The organism is Rhodococcus sp. BL-253-APC-6A1W, from assembly GCF_012843405.1.
Classification (GTDB): Bacteria; Actinomycetota; Actinomycetes; order Mycobacteriales; family Mycobacteriaceae; genus Rhodococcus.
This window is the reverse complement of the sequence record NZ_JABAFB010000013.1, coordinates 1-18033: the sequence shown is the minus strand read 5'-3', so window position 1 is coordinate 18033 and position 18033 is coordinate 1. Positions and strand designations below refer to the sequence as shown.

Annotated in this window: 16 protein-coding genes; 5 read left to right on the top strand and 11 right to left on the bottom strand. The window is 68.9% G+C overall.

Annotated features, from left to right (window positions below):
• Positions 1-25 precede the first annotated feature (25 nt).
• Both HF877_RS18470 and HF877_RS18465 read right to left on the bottom strand, forming a co-directional pair.
• Positions 26-2221: a hypothetical protein gene (locus HF877_RS18470; protein WP_240952685.1), complete on the bottom strand. Its 2196-nt coding sequence runs from the start codon at positions 2219-2221 to the stop codon at positions 26-28.
• Between the two features lie 58 nt (positions 2222-2279).
• Complete coding sequence (locus HF877_RS18465) at positions 2280-2477, bottom strand: hypothetical protein (RefSeq protein ID WP_169622661.1); 198 nt, start codon at positions 2475-2477, stop codon at positions 2280-2282.
• Between the two features lie 204 nt (positions 2478-2681).
• On the opposite strand from HF877_RS18465, the gene HF877_RS18460 reads away from it, so the two are divergent.
• Together HF877_RS18460 and HF877_RS18455 are read left to right on the top strand one after the other, a co-directional pair.
• Complete coding sequence (locus tag HF877_RS18460) at positions 2682-3587, top strand: hydroxymethylglutaryl-CoA lyase (protein ID WP_169622723.1); 906 nt, start codon at positions 2682-2684, stop codon at positions 3585-3587.
• 34 nt (positions 3588-3621) lie between these two features.
• Positions 3622-4578, top strand: coding sequence for a glycerate kinase (locus HF877_RS18455; RefSeq protein ID WP_169622660.1), 957 nt, complete (start codon positions 3622-3624; stop codon positions 4576-4578).
• A 14-nt stretch (positions 4579-4592) separates the two neighbouring features.
• Here HF877_RS18455 and HF877_RS18450 read toward each other — a convergent pair whose 3' ends face one another.
• The 6 genes from HF877_RS18450 to HF877_RS18425 all read right to left on the bottom strand — a co-directional run bounded on the left by HF877_RS18450 (position 4593) and on the right by HF877_RS18425 (position 12168).
• Positions 4593-5696, bottom strand: a complete 1104-nt coding sequence (locus tag HF877_RS18450) for a hypothetical protein (RefSeq protein ID WP_240952683.1) — start codon at positions 5694-5696, stop codon at positions 4593-4595.
• Positions 5697-5798: 102 nt separating this feature from the next.
• On the bottom strand, positions 5799-6287 hold the full coding sequence (locus HF877_RS18445) for an LppA family lipoprotein (RefSeq protein WP_169622659.1): 489 nt from the start codon (positions 6285-6287) through the stop codon (positions 5799-5801).
• Positions 6284-7894 carry an alpha/beta hydrolase gene (locus tag HF877_RS18440; RefSeq protein ID WP_169622658.1) on the bottom strand — a complete coding sequence of 537 codons (1611 nt, stop codon included), beginning with the start codon at positions 7892-7894 and terminating at the stop codon, positions 6284-6286. The genes HF877_RS18445 and HF877_RS18440 overlap by 4 nt, the downstream gene beginning before the upstream one ends.
• A gap of 114 nt (positions 7895-8008) precedes the next feature.
• Positions 8009-10534, bottom strand: a complete 2526-nt coding sequence (locus HF877_RS18435; RefSeq protein WP_169622657.1) for an FtsX-like permease family protein — start codon at positions 10532-10534, stop codon at positions 8009-8011.
• A 13-nt stretch (positions 10535-10547) separates the two neighbouring features.
• Positions 10548-11309, bottom strand: a complete 762-nt coding sequence (locus tag HF877_RS18430; protein WP_169622656.1) for an ABC transporter ATP-binding protein — start codon at positions 11307-11309, stop codon at positions 10548-10550.
• 97 nt (positions 11310-11406) lie between these two features.
• Positions 11407-12168, bottom strand: a complete 762-nt coding sequence (locus HF877_RS18425) for an SDR family oxidoreductase (protein WP_169622655.1) — start codon at positions 12166-12168, stop codon at positions 11407-11409.
• A 100-nt stretch (positions 12169-12268) separates the two neighbouring features.
• Here HF877_RS18425 and HF877_RS18420 point away from each other — a divergent pair, with 100 nt between their 5' ends.
• A complete protein-coding gene (locus tag HF877_RS18420; RefSeq protein WP_169622654.1) occupies positions 12269-13039 on the top strand; it encodes a deoxyribonuclease IV in 771 nt (256 codons plus the stop codon).
• A gap of 160 nt (positions 13040-13199) precedes the next feature.
• Here HF877_RS18420 and HF877_RS18415 read toward each other — a convergent pair whose 3' ends face one another.
• From HF877_RS18415 to HF877_RS18405, 3 genes are read right to left on the bottom strand one after another with little or no spacing between them, the layout of a single operon-like run.
• Complete coding sequence (locus HF877_RS18415) at positions 13200-13793, bottom strand: TetR family transcriptional regulator (RefSeq protein WP_169622653.1); 594 nt, start codon at positions 13791-13793, stop codon at positions 13200-13202.
• The gene (locus HF877_RS18410; protein WP_169622652.1) at positions 13790-14545 is read right to left on the bottom strand and encodes an ABC transporter permease; all 756 of its coding nucleotides are present in this window, start codon (positions 14543-14545) and stop codon (positions 13790-13792) included. Before HF877_RS18410 ends, HF877_RS18415 begins: the two co-directional genes overlap by 4 nt.
• Complete coding sequence (locus tag HF877_RS18405) at positions 14542-15279, bottom strand: ABC transporter ATP-binding protein (RefSeq protein WP_169622651.1); 738 nt, start codon at positions 15277-15279, stop codon at positions 14542-14544. Before HF877_RS18405 ends, HF877_RS18410 begins: the two co-directional genes overlap by 4 nt.
• A 123-nt stretch (positions 15280-15402) precedes the next feature.
• Here HF877_RS18405 and HF877_RS18400 point away from each other — a divergent pair, with 123 nt between their 5' ends.
• The gene (locus tag HF877_RS18400; protein WP_169622650.1) at positions 15403-15990 is read left to right on the top strand and encodes a hypothetical protein; all 588 of its coding nucleotides are present in this window, start codon (positions 15403-15405) and stop codon (positions 15988-15990) included.
• Between the two features lie 108 nt (positions 15991-16098).
• On the top strand, positions 16099-17979 hold the full coding sequence (locus HF877_RS18395) for an ABC transporter ATP-binding protein (protein ID WP_169622649.1): 1881 nt from the start codon (positions 16099-16101) through the stop codon (positions 17977-17979).
• Positions 17980-18033 lie beyond the last annotated feature (54 nt).

Genomic DNA, 18033 nt, shown 5'->3' with positions numbered 1-18033 from the left:
GCGACCGATCGTCCGGTGAGCGTGCTCAGCTCCGCACGCGTATCCACGCTTCTTCGAGGAGGGCGACCACGTCGGTCTCCCGTCGGGCCCGGTAGGCGGACAGAATTCGACGAGGCCGGGTTTCCGCACCCAGGCCCAGAGCCGTCGCGAACGCCTCGGCCATTCGGTCCTCGGGGACTACCTCAGGAGTCGTGTGCCCGACCAGCGCGAGCGCCTTGCGCAACGGTTCGGCGTTGTCGGCGACCGTGCGCAGCGGCAGCACGTCGAAATGGCCGTCGGCGCGGAAATCGAGGAAGAGTTCCCCGTCCGCATCCACCCCGAGGTCCTCGAGGAATCTGCGGATCGACCCGAGTAGCGGTGCGGGCCCGGCCCAGCGCAGCGTCTGTCCTCCCAGGCGCGAAGGCAGAACGATCTCGCTCCCCGGATCGCACCCGACGATCGCGGCAACCGCCGACGGCACAGCACACTCGGCACCACGCACGTGATCACGCGTGACCGGAATGCGCAGGCGCCAGCCGTCGTCGAGCCGGTAGAGCCGACGGGTCCGCTCGGGTTTCGACACCGGCACGTGGGCACGCGGCCGGCGTCGCACGCGACCGTCGACCACCTCGAATTCGCCCCCGGCAGCGAAGGTACGGGCCGAATCGCCGGAGATCCCGAACCGCTCCACCAGCGCGGTCTCGACGACGTCGGCCGGAGCGCTGCCGTGTCGATCGTCGACGAGACGCGCGATGCGGTTGCGGATCGCGGTCACCACATCGGTGTCCCACTCCACGAGCGACCACCGGTCGTCGGCGACCGCAAAACGCTCGTCGTCGGACAGTTCCGCGAAAAGAGTGTGCACGTCGGCGTTCACGCCCATGCGGGCGACGAGTTCATCGGCGGTGTGCGGATCACCCAGCACTTCGAGCACCTGGGCGGCGCGGCCGGGGAGGTCGTCGCGCGGCGCGAGGAGCCTGCCCTCGAACATCGCGGTCCCGCAGTACTCCGTCCACGCGGCGAACTCGTCCGGCGGCAGCGTCCAGGTCGCCTGCACCGCGGCGGGTTCGACGACCCCGTTGCCGGATTCGAATTCCGCGAGCAGTGCCCGGGTCTGTTTCTCCGCGTCGGGCAGATCGGGAACCGCCACCCATCCGTCGGCCACCTCGAATCGGTCGTCGAGGCGGTGCAATACCTTCCACAACGGGGCGTCGAGCGCCGGGACCGGACGGGTGAGGACCGGAAAGTCGCGCAGGATCCGGTCGAACGAGGCGACCGGCCGCACCCGCACGCGCAACGCCGCGAGCAGATCACCGACCGCCGTGCCGAACGGGAACGTCGACGGTGCCGCCGGGTCGTCGACGCCGTCCCGGACCCGTCGTCGCAGCGCCTGACGTTCCGGTTCGGGCAGCGCCTCGATGTAGTCGCCGAGCTCGGCAATGGGGTCGCCCGGCGGGGCGACCGGGAGATCGAGGGCGGTCAGCGCACGGATACGCGCTGCCACGGTCCGGACCTCCTCGGGCGCTCCCTCGTCGAGTTCCACACGCAGCAAGGGACTCTCGTGGTCGCCGCTGAGCATGCGCCAGCGCGCCAGCTGCGCGAGGTCCTCGAGGAGCAGGTCGAGCGCCGGAACATCTGTCCTCGAACCCGCAGACATCTCGGCGGTCCCGGGCGCGGAAGCAGCGGAGTCCGAGTCCCGCAGCACCGTCGCGACGAGGACCGCACACACGATCTCGTCGACGGTTTCGCGGTCGGAACCACGCATCACGAACAGGTCCGCCGGACTGCGGCTGAACAACTCGGCGGTGGTGGGCGCGTGCGGAAGACGCGCGATCACCGTTGCCGCAGCGGCATCGAGGTCGAGCGCGGAGACCGGCACCTCCACCTCGCGACGCAACGCATCCGCGAAGCGCAGGTCCGGGTGATCGGTGACGTAGATCCGGGCCAGTTCCGCGCACATCTCGGGGATGCCCGCCTCGTGCGCGGTGTCGGCGGGCGACTGGACCTCCCACCAGCGGGCGGTGGGAGCGAGCGCCGAGAGCGCGACAGTACGCGCCGACCCGTACCGATCGAGCCACGGCATCAGCTCACTCCACGGCCGGTCCTCGAGTTCCTCGACCGACAATGCCCGCGACCACAGCGACACGACCTGTTGCTCCTCTTCCACGACCGAGGGGACGGCCGCGGACACCGTTTCCGCGACCGACGCCCTGATCAGGACACCCGGCCGCCAAGCATACATTTCGGCCCGTCGGCGAGCCTTCCGCCGACGCGTGCACGCTCAGCGGGACGAGCTCGCATCACGTCGCGGCGGCATCACGTTCGGTGTCGCTCTGAGCTTCCGACCGCAAACGCAGCAACACCAGCCCCGCAACCGAGGCCACGATGAGCGAGCCCACCGCGCCGTGGACATGGAGGGCGTACACGGCGATGCCGGCTCCCACCAGACCGACGAGCAGCGCGACCCAGAGCAGCGCTTTCCCTACGAACACACTCATTTCCCCGTACCTTCCGGCAAGTCTCCATCCGATCCGAAGGATAGTGTCACTTGTCACAGATCCTTCGCCGGGCACGCGGTGTGTCCACGAATCGTGCTCGTCTTGCCGCGCGACCATACTGGGTCCGACGAGAACGATGCGCGAGAGGGTGGAGGCACGAGGTTGACCGATCCGAAGACCGGCAACGATCCTCAGGCGGACGTGGTGATCCTGCGGGACGTGACGCTGCGTGACGGCCTGCAGCTCACCGGGAAGATGCTGTCCACCGAACGCAAGGTCGAGGTGGTGCGAGCCCTGTTCGCCGCAGGGGTACCGGAACTGGAGATCGGGTCGCTCGCCCGCCCCGATCTCGTTCCTCCGATGGCCAACACCCTCGAACTGGTGTCGGCACTCAACCCGGACGAACTCGATCGGTGCTGGGTGTGGGTCGCGACCCCACGGCACGTGGAGAAGGCGATCGCGGCAGGCGTACGCCGCTTCCAATACTGCTTCTCGGTGTCGGACGCTCACAACCGAGCCAACATCGGCCGCGACACCGACGCGAGCCTCGAGGCGATGCCGGCTGCCGTGGACCAAGCACACGCCGTGGGAGGCAGCATCCAACTGTGTCTCGCCACGGCGTTCACCTGCCCGTTCGACGGTCCGGTCGACCCCGACCGGGTGCTGGAGATCGCGAACGACCCGCGTACCGACGGCGCGGCGGACATCGTCCTCGCCGACACCCTGGGTCAGGCGGTACCCGGTCAGGTATCGGCACTGGTGACCCGGGTGCGCACGGAATCACCGCAGCGGCGCATCGTCTACCACGGCCACGACACCTGGGGCCTCGGTGTCGCGAACAGTCTCGCAGCGGTGGCGGCCGGGGCGAGCGTGGTCGACGGCGCGCTCGCTGGACTCGGCGGTTGCCCGTTCGCGCCGGGAGCAAGCGGCAACACCGCGAGCGAAGACCTGCTGTTCGCGACACGTCCGTCGTGGCTGACACCGGCCGGTCTCGGTGCGCTCGTGCACCTCGGCGAGGACCTCGTCACCGAATTGGGCGAACCGAATCGCTCCCGGGCGCGTCAGGGCGCGCGCTCCGACGCGCAGGCCTTCGAGTGGGTACTGCGGTGACGGCGCACCGTCCGGCGACCGATCGGCGGGTGCCGTGCGGATTCTGATCGCACCCGACAGTTTCAAGGGCACATACGGCGCGGCCGACGTTGCCGAGGCCGTGGCCACCGGCGCCGAGTCCGCAGGACACCGTGCGGTGCGCATGCCCGTCGCCGACGGTGGTGAAGGCACCCTCGACGCACTGCTCGGCCCCCTCGGTCTCGAGCGCGTCGAGGCCGCCGCGGTGAATCCGTGGCGGGTGCCGTGCCGGGCTGTGTTCGGCATCGGCCCGGACGGCACCGCCGTCGTCGAACTCGCCGCGGCGAGCGGCATCACCACGCCACACGACGGCCCGCGCGACGCGGTCACGGCGGACACCTACGGCACCGGAATGCTCATGGCCACAGCGGCGCAGCGCGGTGCCCGCCATATCGTCGTGGCGGCAGGCGGATCTGCGACCACGGACGGTGGACTCGGCGCCATCGCCGCGATCGACGACGCCGGCGGCCTCGGTGGCGCACGAGTGACGGTCCTGACGGACGTCACGACCCGGTACACCGATGCGGCGCGGGTGTTCGGACCGCAGAAGGGCGCCGATCCCGCGACAGTCGAGGCGCTGACCCGGCGCCTCGAGGAGACTGCGCTGTCGCTCCCCCGCGACCCGCGAGAGGTCGCCGGAACGGGTGCCGCGGGCGGGTTTTCCGGCGGCATGTGGGCACGGTTCGGTGCGGAACTGCGCTCCGGTGCCGACTTCGTGCTCGACTCCGTGGGTTTCGACGCTGCCGTGCGCGATGCGGACCTGGTGGTCGTGGGCGAGGGCAGGCTCGACGGGCAGTCGCGCGCGGGCAAGATCGTCTCGGCGATTCTCGCGCGCTGCGACGGCGTGCCCGTGGTCGCGGTCGTGGGCTCGGTCGGCGACGATCTCGGCGACTATCGCACCCGCTTCACCGATGTCGTGGTCGCGTCGGACACCGGCGCGATGATCCGGGCGGGCGCGGGACTGCGCCTCTGACACGGCGTTCGGCGTCAGGGCACGACGGGGCGCTCCGGTGCGCACGGATCCGGCTCTGCGGGTACGGCCCCGTCGGGACCGACGGCGCCGGGGCCGGTGGTACCGGGGCCGCGATCCGCTCCCGCTCCGGAGGGGCCGGGCAGGTCGGGGTCGGACGCGCGGGCGGGCCACGACACCGGCCGCGCTGCTTCGCACGGGTCCGGTGTCACCGCGACAGGCGTTTCCGGTACCGGCACCGCCACCGACGCCGGTTCCTGCGCGGGTGCAGGTTCCTGCGCGGGTGCAGAGGGTGACATCGAGGTGCCCGGATCGTCCGGCGTGGAACCGTTCGTCTGCGCGATTCCGCCGACGGCCACGGCGAGGCCGCCACCGAGAATCGCGACCAGTGCGACGAGAGCGGCGAGGAGGGCCGCTCCCCTGCCCCGGCCGGGTGCAGGCGCGGCGGCGGCCACCGGTTCGGTCCGTTTCGCAGCGACGAGCGATGCACCGGTCGCGCGATGCCAGGGCACGCCGTGCGGAGTGACGAACGGGACGCCCAGGATCGTTGCCAGTTCCCTCGCCGGTCCGGCGTCGCCGGGCTGCAGGTCGAGGAACACCAGGGCTTGCGGCGTCCGTCCCGCGCGGGCGATCGCTTCGTCCATCGCCTCCGGCAGCGATTCGGAGTACCCGCCGAACACATCGCCGGACGGAGAGACCGACGCGAGCACGGCACGCGACCCCGTGTCGACGATCGAGGCGGATTCGACGCCTCCGGTGCGGGTGTGGACTGCGAGCACCGGGGTCGACGAGAGTTCCGGAGCACCGGCGAGGTACGCCAGCCGCGCGTCGTCGAGGTCGACGACCTGGACGGCGCTGTCGGTGACAGCCCCGATCGCGGCAGCGATGTCCTGGGTCTCGTCGGCGCCGCCGGGCGTCACCGTCAGCCCGATCGCCTGGATCGCCAACGAGGCCGTCGCGGCTCGCTCCGTCATTGCGACGACGGCTCGCGCCGCGGTGTCTGCAGCGGCCGCACCGCGTTCCGGAACCAGCCGCTGAGAGTCGAACGGTCCGAGCGAAGGCACGTCGGCGTCGACGAGTACCGCGCACACCTCACCGTCGTCCACGGCAATGCCGAGCATCGGACGCATATCCTGTCCCCTCGCCGACTCGCAGGTTTCAGCACGGAAAGCACGAGCGTAGCCGACGGCCCGGAGACAATCGGGGACAACTCGCCACCGGGGTCACTGCCGGTAGCAGCCGGTGGTGAGGGCGACCGTCGACGCGACGTAGCTCCCGAACGTGATGTACGAACCGTCCGCGGCGAACATCCGAAACGCGAATCCCACATCCGGCGGCATGACGAGCGGTTCGTGGAATCCCGAACGTGCCGCGACCTTCTCGACGACGGCAGCGGCCCGGCTCAGCGCGTCGGCGGGCACCGGCACCTCCGATCCGTAGATGGGCAGGTGCACGAGGACGCCGACGGCGCCGTCGGGCAGCGTGCACGCGGTCGACGTTCGCGCGAACCGCGGCGTGAAGTGCAGGTCCGGAAATTCTGCGGACAGCGCGGTGAGGACGGAGCGCTGCGCGCCGGTGTAGAACGCGACGGCACCTCGGCTCGTCGATGCCACCGGTTCCGGCTTCGCGACGGGGACCGGACGTGGACCGCAGGCCGGTAGGGCAACGAGAACAGCGAGCAGTACCGCGGCGCGGATCACCGCGCGCCTCATGCCGCACCTCGTCCCGCAGCACCGGAGACGACCGCGGCGACCTGGTAGGAACTCGTCGAACCGGGCTGGAGATAGGAACTGTGCCCGGTGATCGCCGTGAGTGGTTCTCCGGTGGCCGACGCGCCCGCACCCGAGGGCAGATGCGTCAGCCCGTCGAGGAAGCTCGGGTCGCCGCCGAAAGTGCCCACGTCGGCAAACGCATCCCACCTGGCCTCCACCAGATAGGCTGCGCCCTCGGACAATCCGAGATCGCGCACGTCGTCCGTGCCGATCCCCGGCGCGCCCAGGAACACCGCGGCGTCGGCGTCGGCACCCTGCTGGAGCGCGAGACCCGCGACGACGGCGCCGTAGGAATGCCCCACCACGGTGATGTCGGGGGTGTCGGCCCTCGATGCCCCGAGACCGTCCAGGAAACCCGACAGGCGTGGTGCCGCGATCTGCGCCGCGAGATCGGAGACGGGGCTGCGCTCGGTGTACGCCAGCCCCCAACCCCATTGCGGCGCCTGATAGTTCAGCCACGTGACTGCGGCGACCCTGCCGCCGTTCTCCGCGGCGTCACCGAGGTGCTGATGTGCTTGGTCGCGTAACGCCGAGACCTGCGTGTCGTACCCGCCGAGACTGCCCTGGAGCGTGGAGCCCGCACCCGGCACGAATACAGCCACCCGGTCGGCGTCGTCGACATTCCCGACCGCGACCGCGGCCATCGCCTCCCGGCCCGTCAGATCGAGGGCCAGGAGATGGCGGTCCCCTCGTGCCAGCACCTCGTCGAGCGCGTCGATCGCCGCGAGTTTCTTGGCCGTCTGCTCGAGTCCGGCGTCCGCGTCGATGAACAGGCCACCGAACACGGTGCCGCCGAGTTCGGCCTGCAACTGCGCCGCGACTCCTTCGAGTCGCCGGCGTTCGATGCCGAGGAGCGCGCGGTTGGCGGCGTCGCGCGGGCCGGCCGGAATTCCGTCCAGTGCTCCGATCAGCGCGGGGTGCCCGGAGAGCAGGGCGGTGCGGTCGCGCTCGTCCAGCCCGGCCCACCAGCGCGCGACCACGTCGGGCGGGGTACCCGGCGCGGGAGGACTCGGTAGGTCGGGAACCTCCGTGCGGGTGCCGCCGAATCGCAAGGATGTCGCGTGCTCGGCGCGGCCGGGCTCGTCGAGTTCGCGCGAGAGCATCCGCGCCGCCTCGCGGTCGAGTTCGGCGGCACGCGCCAGCAGCGCGGCGACCCGAGCCTGAATTCCGGCACGGGCAGCAGTGGGCGGCGACGTGCCCGGCGCCGGATGCACGGTGCCGTCATCGGCGACCACGACACCCCTCGCGGCGGCGTCGGACCGTATCGCCTCGAGTTCGGCGCGGAGCGTCCGCAGTCTCGGTGCGACCAGGAGCGCGCAGTCCCGCACCCGGAGAAGCGAATCCGACCGGGCCGCAAGCGCCTCGGCGCACAGGGCGACCTGCCGGCCGGCAGCATCGTGCGCGTCACCGCCCCAGCGGCCTTCACAACGCGCCCGCATAGTCACCGCCTCGCGCACGTGCTCCACATCGGCAGCACATCGCCCCAGGGTTTCCTCGAAGTCGCTCAGCGCGTCCGGGTCCCACCGGATCAGATCGTGCATTCTCATGCTCTCCACCCCCTGCCGCGGCAGCGTAGGGGCAGAAAAACGGCCGGCCCCGCGGAGTGTCTCCGCCGGGCCGGCCGCTGTGGATGAAAAGGAGGACTGTGGATCGTCTCCCCGTCAGAGGTCCGAGATCGCCTCCAGCGGAGCTGTCTTCGCGGCACGATTACCGGGCCACAACGCGGCCAGCACGCCGATCACTCCGGAGGCCAGCAGCATTCCCACGACCTGCGACCACGGCACCGAGATGATGTCGAGTCCCTGGTCGGCGAGAGTCCGTACGAACGCCCAGCCGAAGGACAGGCCGAGGATCACCCCGACGATCGCACCGAACACCGCGATCAGCAGGGACTCGAGATAGATGGTGCGCCGTACCTGGTTGCGTTGCATCCCCACCGCGCGCAGCATCCCGATCTCACGTCGGCGTTCGACCACCGACAGCGCCAGCGTGTTGACGATGCCGAGGATCGCGATGACCACGGCGAGAGCGAGCAACCCGTACAGGATGGCGAGCAGAGTATCGATCTGCTGTGCCTGCTGACCCTTGAACTGCTCACGGTCGAGAACCTGGACGATCACGTATTCCTTGGTGGCGGCCTCGAGGCCCGACCGCACGGCACTCGGGTCCGCCCCGTCCGCGACGTTCATCAGCACGACGATCGCCGACCGGGTCGCCGGGGGTGTGAACTGCTCGTAGATCTGCTGGGACATCACCCAGGGGCCGATGATCTGACTGTCGGTGTAGACACCGGCCACGGTCGCGTCCACGGTGTTGCCGTCACGGCTCGTGACCGGGACCGTCGAGCCGACCGTCCAGCCCTTCTCACTCGCGGTGCTCTGGTTCACGAGCATTTCGTTGCCCGTGGCCTCCGGCACGCCTTCCACCATCTGCAGATCGATCACGTCGTCGAGCACGCCCGTCACCGCCGTGCCGAAACCGTCCTCTCCGTCGAGGTTCGCCCGGACACCGTGGACCGGCACCACTTCCACCACACCGTCGACCCCTTGCGCCGCGTCGGCCGCCGGGAGCGGAACTCCGAACATCTGCGGTCCGGTGAGCATGAAGTCTGCTTGGACACCGTTGTCGACGGCAGCGTCCACACTGGCCTTCGCCGACGAGCCGAAGACACCGATCACGGACACGAGCATCAGGCCCAGGGTGAGAGCGAATGCGGTGGCTGCGGTGCGCCGCGGGTTGCGGGTCGCGTTGGTACGTGCCAACCGGCCGACGGCGCCGAACGGGCGGGCGAACACCGCACCGAGAGCACCCACGACGGGCCGCGACAGCGCCGGTGAGGCAAGCATGACCGCGACGACGAGCAGGAACGCCCCACCGCCCACGGCGGAGGCCGCCCCTCCACCGGTGCCCTGCGCGCCGAACACGACGAGCACGACACCCACGACCGCCGCGACAATGCCCACGATCGTCCGTACCCGGAGGCCTTCGACGGTCCCGGTGGACTCCTCCCGCATCGCGGCGACAGGCGGCACCCGGGTCGCGCGGCGTGCCGGGGCATACGCGCTGATCGCGGTGACAACGACCCCGACGATCAGGGCCACGAGGACCGTGCGCGGCGCCAGTTGCAGCGGACCGGACGGCAATCCGAGGTCCGCGGCGTTCAGTGCGGCACGCAGGCCGTACGCGAGCGCGACACCCGCGGCGATACCGATGACGCTGCCGATCAGTCCGACGACGAGCGCCTCGAGCGTCACGGAGCGGCCGACCTGTTTCCGGCTCGCGCCGATGGCCCGGAGCAACGCGAGTTCGCGGAGTCGCTGCGCGACGATCATCGAGAAGGTGTTGTAGATGATGAACGTCCCCACCAGCAATGCGATCGCACCGAAGGCGAGCAGGAAGTAGTTGAGGAAGTTCAGTGCTTCCGAGACCTCCGACTTGGTCTCTTCGGTGACCTCTGCCCCGGTCTGCACCTTCATGCCCGGCACAGCCGCCGCGACCTCGTCCCGCAGTTCGTCCGGGGACAGGGAGCCGTCTCCCGCAATGTTGAGGTATCCGACGTGCCGGCCATCGGTGAACAGCGACGACGCCTGCGATTCGGTGAACATCGCCCCGATGTAGCCGCCGGTGTCGGTCTCGAGGTTGTAGATGCCACTCACCGTCACGGGGACCATGCCCTGCGCGATGGAAAGGATGGAGGTCTGGTCTCCGACGTCGAGGCCGCCGCGCTCGGCGGCGCTGGCGTTGAGCGCGATCTGGCCGTCTTCGGCGGGCGGAGTGCCCTCGATGAACTCCTGCGACTCGCCGACGAATTCCTCGGGCGGGAAGTACGCGTACCCCTCCACCGGGGCGCCCCCGGTCTGGATCGCCGCACCGTCGGAGCCGAGAAGGACGAGCGTACCGCCGATGTACGGGGTCGTGCGGTCCACGGCGGGAAGCGCCTCGACTGCCGCGATGTCCTCGACCGGCACGCCGCTCGAACCGGATTCCTCGGCGCTCACGCGAACATCGACGCCCTGCGCGACGTCGCCGAAGATGCCGTCGAACGTGCGCTGCAGCGTGTCGGTGAAGACGAACGAACCGGTGATGAACGCCGTGCCCAGCACGACGGACAGCACGGTCAGCGCAAGTCTCACCTTGTGCGCGGCAAGATTGCGCAATGCCACCTTGCGGATGGGATTTCCACTCATGCTCGGAACGCTCCTACTTCGCCAGAGGTGACATGGCGGCAGGATCGAACTGCTTCATGCGATCCAGGACCGAGTCGGCGGTGGGGTCGCGCATCTCGTCGACGACACTGCCGTCGGACAGGAACACGACCCGGTCGGCGTACGCGGCGGCGCGCGGGTCGTGCGTGACGATCACGACCGTCTGCCCGAACTCGTCCACCGAGGCACGCAGGATGGACATCACCTCTCCGGACGAACGCGAATCGAGGTTGCCGGTCGGCTCGTCACCGAAGATGATCTCGGGGCGGCCGGCAAGCGCTCGGGCACACGCGACGCGCTGCTGCTGACCACCCGACAACTCACCGGGTCGGTGGCCGAGGCGGTCGCCCAGACCGAGGCGCCCGACGATGGTGTCGAGCCACTCCTGGTCGACTTTCCGTCCGGCGATGTCGACGGGCAGCGTGATGTTCTCGAGCGCGGTGAGCGTCGGGACGAGGTTGAAGGCCTGGAAGACGAAGCCGACGCGGTCGCGACGCAGTTGCGTCATCTCCTTGTCGGACAGGCTCGTCAGATCAGTGTCACCGATGAACACCGCGCCGGAGGTCGCGCTGTCGAGACCGGCGAGGCAATGCATCAACGTCGACTTGCCCGATCCTGACGGGCCCATAATGGCGGTGAATTCACCGGCGGCGAATTCCACCGTGACACCGTCGAGTGCGTGAACGGCGGTTTCGCCTGTTCCGTAGATTTTCTTGAGGTCCTGGGATCGGGCTGCGGGAGCCGAGTGCGATGGCATGAAACCATCTTCCTCGGCCGCACCCTCTCGCACCATCGGGGAGGACCCTGATCCCTGTTTCAGGGATTCTGCGGGTGCACCTGCGTCGGCAGCGGCTTCAGGCCCAGCGTGCCTGCCCCCCGTCGAGCGGAACCGTCGCGCCGGTCAGGTAGCGGGCATCGTCGCTGACGATCCACGCGACCGCCCGGCCGATGTCTTCCTCGCAGTCGCCGATACGCCGCAGCGGGATGGTCGCGACGAACTCCGCGGCTTCCTCGGGGCGGTTCTCCGTCCACCACTCCAATCCCGGGGACATCGCGTGGGGCGCCACGGCGTTGACGCGGATACCGTCGACACCCCATTCGGATGCGGCGGCCCGGGTCAGCGATCTGAGTGCCTCCTTGACCGAGGCGTACCCGCCGTACCCGGACATGTCCCAGCGCACGGCCGCGGAGCTGACCATGTTGACGATCGAGCCCCCGCCGCGCGCCTTCATCAGGGGATACACCGTCTGCATCGCGTGCAGGGACGCCACCGGCCCGGTGCGGTAGGCGTTCTCCATCAGCTTCGCGGTGAGGTCGAGAACGGGTCCGAGCGGGTTGAGACTCGCATTGTTGACGAGGATGTCGACGCCCCCGAACAACTGAGCCGTCCGCTCCACCGCGGCGGTGATCTGGTCGAGGTCGGCGATGTCGCATCGGAGCGGCTCGGCGGTGCCGCCCACCTCCCGGATCTGCCGGACCGTGTCGTCGAGCTTGCTCTCGGTGCGGCCGGTCACCGCGATGGCGGCGCCCTCACGGGCCAGAGCCAGCGCGACGCCCTGACCGATTCCCTGCCCGGCGCCGGTGATCAGTGCAACCTTGCCGTCCAGCTTGCCCATGAGATCTCCCTGTCGTCGGCGTCGACCGAATCAAGCAGATCCTGCGATCGCGCGCGGTATTGCCGTCCCGCTGACCGGGAAGCTCCCCTACCCTGGGTCCATGCGGATAGGCGCCCACGTCCGTCAGGACGACGACCCCATCGGGCAGGGTGAGCAGCTCGGCGCCGATCTGGTGCAGCTGTTCCTCTCGGACCCACAGAAATGGGACACCCCGGGTGAGCACCCGAGGAAGGATCAGATTCTCGCGTCGGACATCGACGTGGTGGTGCATTCGCCGTACGTGGTGAACGTCGCGAGTCTCAACAACCGGCTGCGCATGCCGTCCCGGAAGGCTGTCGCCGACCATGCCGAGGCCGCGTCGCACATCGGGGCTTTCGGCCTGGTGGTCCACGGTGGACATGTGCGCGACGGCGAAAATGTCGCGGCCGGTGTCGAGAATTGGCGGAAGCTGTTCGAACGCCAGGAGGACAAGGGCGGCTTCCCGGTGCCGATCCTGGTCGAGAACACCGCGGGCGGTGATTTCGCGATGGCGCGGTACATCGACGCGATCGGCAGGCTGTGGGATGCCATCGGCGACTACGGCGCCGGTTTCTGTCTCGACACCTGTCATGCCTGGGCGGCGGGCGAGGATCTCGTCGGCATCGTCGACCGTGTCAAAGCGGTGACCGGACGAATCGACCTGGTGCACCTCAACAATTCGAGAGACGAATTCGATTCGGCGCGCGACCGGCACGCGAACCTCGCCGACGGCACCATCGATCCGCAGTTGCTCGCCGAGATCGCCGTGGCGTCCGGTGCGCCCGTCGTCCTGGAGACGCCCGGCGCCGGTATCGCCGACGACATCGCGTACCTGCGCGAGCACACCGCGTAGGGCTCAGGAGGTCGCGGCGTCGCTGCGCCACTGTCCGATGCCCACCACTCTCAGCAAGGCGAGGGCTTCCGCAGCGGGTGTATCGGCGCCGCCGAGTAGACCAGCACGGGCTGGTCCGCGTCGGGTATTTTCGTCGATCCCTTCGGGCGAGTGCGGTCGGTCAGCCCGGCAGGTCGCCGGTGAGGTAGCGCTGAAGCGTCGGAGCGACGATCTCCACGATCCGTCCCGACGGCAGCGACGCGAGCGGTTCGAAGGCGAGGATGTACCGCACGAGCATGATCCCGGTCATCTGGGTCGCCACGAGTTCCGCCCGAAGTCGTCCCGTTCCGGCGGGGTGGTCGATCCGGGCGAGCAGCGGTTCGAGCGCGACCTCGAGCAGCAGGGTCCGGATCAGACTGCCCTCGCCACCCGCGATCTCCGAGCGGAACATCGCGACAGCGGCGTCGCGGTGCTCGGAGTCCCACAGCCCGATGACAGCGGCGGCGAGAGCGTGTCCGAGGCCCTCGAGGGGCGACGCGTACACCGGCGCAAGGACGTCGTGCGGATCGACGGGCAGTGCGATCGACGCGGTGAACAGATCGACCTTGGAGCCGAAGTAATGATGCACGAGGGCCGGGTCGACATCCGCTTTCGCGGCGACCGCACGAATCGTGGTCTTCTCGAACCCGTTGGCGGCGAAGAGTTCCCGTGCGGCGTCGAGGATGGTCTCACGCGCGCCGGACGTTCCCGGCCGCCGTCCCGACCGCGGGCTCACTGCGTGCGACGACGCAGTGTCGCCGCCCCCAGCGCCAGCGCCACCGCGATAAACCCCACGACGACGACGAGATTGCGGAGCATCGGACCCGTCGTTCCCTGCCGACTCGCGACCTCCTGCAACGCTTCGACCGCGTAACTGAGCGGAAGGACATTGCTGATCCAGCGCAGCCAGTCCGGGAGATCCTCGCGCGCCACGAGCAGGCCGCACAGCAGGAATTGCGGAATCACGAGTACCGGCATGAACTGCACAGCCTGGAACTCGGTGCGGGCGAACGCACTACACAACAATCCCAGCGAGACGCCGAGAACTGCCACCAGGATCGCGATCACGAGAACCCATGCGACCGGACCCTCGGCGGCGACACCGAGCAGGCCGAACGCGACGACACATGCCAGGCCGGCCTGCACGACCGCCGCCGCGGAGAACGCGCTCCCGTATCCGGCGAGGAGATCGAGTTTCGCGAGCGGGGTGGCGAGAATCCGCTCCAGAGTTCCGGAGACTCGTTCGCGTTGCATCGCAATGGAAGTCACGAGAAACATGACTACGAACGGCAGTATCCCGAGCATGACGATCGCGATACGGTCGAACAGGGTCCGGCCGTCTGGGCCGGCCGGGGTGTTCTGGTACATGAAGTACAGCAGGATCATCAGAAGGCTCGGTACCAGGGCGATCATCACGACGGTGCGGTGATCCGCCTTCAACTGCCGCAGGATTCGTTCGGTGGTCGCCGCATACGCAACCGCATTCATGACGGTGCCTCCGTGCTCGTACGGATCAACCGGAGAAACGCGTCCTCGAGGCGGGTTTCGCCGGTCCGGTCGCGCAACTGCGCAGGGGTGAGTTGACCGACGAGTCGGCCTTCGCGCAACAACAGCAGGTCGTCGCAGCGGTCGGCCTCGTCCATCACATGACTGGATACGAGCACGGTGACGCCACGTCGCGCGAGTGAGCGGAAGTGTTCCCACAGTTCGACTCTCAGCAGCGGGTCGAGCCCTACGGTCGGTTCGTCGAGCACCAGGAGTTCGGGATCCCCGACGAGCGCGCACACGAGCGACACGCGTCCGAGTTGCCCACCGGACAGCGCGTCGGCGCGGGTACGGGCGTGGCTTCCGAGCCCGACTGCCTCGATCGTCTCGTGGACGGTGGAGCGAGGTCTGCCGTAGAGGGAGGCGAAGTAGGCGACGTTGTCGGTGACAGTCAGGTCCGGGTAGACGCTCGCCGACTGGGTGACGTACCCGACGCGACGGCGGAGTTCGACTGTCCCGGCGGGGAGACCGAGCACGGTCACCGTGCCGGATTCGACGATCTGCCCGCCCACGATCGAGCGCATGAGCGTGGTCTTGCCACAGCCCGACGGGCCGAGCAACCCGGTGATCGAGCCGCGCGTGACCTGAAGAGAGACCTCGTCGAGGGCGAGATGGGGACCGCGGCGAACGCGAAGATCGTGCACATCCACGGCGAGGGAGTTCGGTGGAGTATTCATCGCGACTCAATTCATCGAGCGTTGAAATATGCGTTACGGCTACTGTCCGCCGTGATGTGATCGACGTCAATGCCTCCGAGCGCCTTCCCGGATTCCCGAGTCGCGCGCCGTACCATGTGCCCCATGATTCGCACCCGTATCGGCCTCGCCGTCTCCGCCGCCGCGTTGGTTCTCGCGGGTTGCTCCGCTTCGGACAACGATCCGGCACCCTCGCCGGCCGTGTCGGTGAACACGCCGACCACGCAAGCGCCCGAGCCGGACTCCTCGAACACCCCCACCGATGCGGCCGAGAAGGTCTCCCCCGCGGGTGCCGGAGCGAAACTCACGGTCACCGATATCCGGACCGGAGTGCACGAGGGCTTCGACCGCGTGGTGTACGAACTCGACGGCGAAGGCACACCCGGATGGCGGGTCGGCTACGTCGCCGAAGCCGTCCAGGACGGGAGCGGCAACGATGTCACCGTCGCCGGCGATGCCGTCCTGCAGGTCCTGATCGACGGATCCGCGTACCCGTTCGACAGCGGTGTCGAGCCGTACGCCGGGCCCGATCCCGTCCTCGCCGCACCGGGCGGTTCGGTGGTCGAGGTCACCGGCTCCGGTGTCTTCGAAGGCGTCACCCAGTCGTTCGTCGGCGTCTCCGAATCCGGCACCCCGTTCGCGGTCTATTCGCTCAGTGACCCGGAGCGTGTGGTGATCGACGTCGCTCGCTGAGGCGGAGAGAGCAAAAACGGTTGGGTCCCGGACTGCCCGGAACCCTAGGCTTGACCTCTAGCGCACTCGAGGTTCTACCGTCGGGTGCGAGCTGAGGAGGCACCGTCCATGAGCATGGAAGTCACCGCGTGGAACGCGATGTACAACGCGATGCACGCAGAGAGCGATCGACGCCCGTTCTCGCGCGCCACGCTGAAGCGGATCGCCGCGTTCGCCGGTCCGCACCGGCGGAACATCACCATCTACCTCCTCCTGAGCGTCGCGATCGCCGCGCTCGGCGTCGCGACACCGGTCCTCGCCGGCCGCGTGGTCGATGCGATCGTGGACAACGCCGCAGTATCGGTGGTGGTGTGGCTCGCCGTGATCATCGCCGCACTCGCACTCGTCGAGGCCGGCCTCGGCATCGCCAACCGGTGGTTGTCCTCGAGCATCGGCGAAGACCTGATCCTGGATCTGCGCACCACGGTGTTCGACCACGTACAGCGGATGCCCGTCGCGTTCTTCACGCGCACGCGCACCGGCGCACTCGTCTCTCGTCTGAACAACGACGTGATCGGCGCGCAGCGCGCCTTCAGCGACACCCTGTCCGGGGTGGTCGGCAACCTTGTCACCCTCGTCATCACCCTCGTGGTGATGCTCGGGATCTCCTGGCAGATCACCCTGCTCGCACTGCTGCTGCTCCCCATCTTCATCGTGCCCGCCCGCCACATGGGGACTCGGCTCGCGCAACTGAGCCGCGAAGCGGCAAACCACAACTCGGTGATGAACACCCAGATGACCGAACGGTTCTCGGCGCCCGGCGCCACGTTGATCAAGCTGTTCGGCCGGCCGTCCCAGGAATCCACCGAGTTCGCCGTCCGCGCGCGCCGGGTGCGCAACATCGGCGTGCGCACCGCGATGCTCCAGAGCGTCTTCGTCACGGCGCTGACCCTGGTGTCCGCGCTCGCGCTCGCGCTCGTCTACGGACTCGGCGGCTTCTACGCGCTGCGCGACCAACTGGACCCCGGGTCGGTGGTCGCGATGGCCATGCTGCTCACCCGCCTCTATGCCCCGCTCACCGCGCTGGCCAGTGCCCGCATGGACGTGATGAGCGCGATGGTGAGCTTCGAGCGGGTCTTCGAGATTCTCGATCTCGAACCGCTCATCAAGCAGTCCCCCGACGCCCGCGACGTGCCGAAGGGCCCGGTATCGGTGGAGTTCCGAGACGTGAGCTTCGCGTATCCCTCTGCCGACAAGGTGTCGCTCGCGTCGCTCGAGGAAGTCGCGGTGCTCGATTCCCGCGGCGGTGAGACGGTGCTGCACGATCTGTCGTTCCGGGTGGAGCCGGGGCACATGGTTGCCCTCGTCGGATCGTCCGGTGCCGGTAAATCGACTGTTGCACAATTGATTCCGCGTCTCTACGACGTGGACACCGGCTCCGTGTCGCTGGGCGGGGTCGACGTGCGCGACCTGAGCACGGATTCGATCCGCAGCACCGTGGGACTGGTGACCCAGGACGGACATCTGTTCCACGACAGTGTGCGAGCGAATCTGCTCCTCGCCCGGCCCGGCGCCACCGAAGACGAACTGTTCGACGCCCTGCGCCGCGCGCGACTGGCCGACCTGATCGGGTCACTGCCCAACGGACTCGACACCGTGGTGGGCGAACGGGGCTACCGCCTGTCCGGCGGCGAACGCCAGCGGCTCACCATTGCGCGTCTGCTGCTCGCCCATCCGCAGGTCGTGATTCTCGACGAGGCCACCGCGCACCTGGACTCGACGTCCGAAGCCGCGGTGCAGGAAGCACTCACCGAAGCACTCGCGGGACGGACATCGGTGGTCATCGCGCACAGACTGTCCACCATCCGGGCCGCCGACCAGATCCTGGTGGTCGAGGACGGCCGAATCGTCGAGCGCGGCACCCACGCCGAACTCCTCGCGGCGGGGGGCCGCTACGAAGAACTCCACCGAACCCAGTTCGCCGATTCCCTGCGTGTCAGGGTGAGTTGAGTCCAACGGTTCACAGCAACCCCGCCTGCAGGGCAAGAGACGGATCAACCCCAC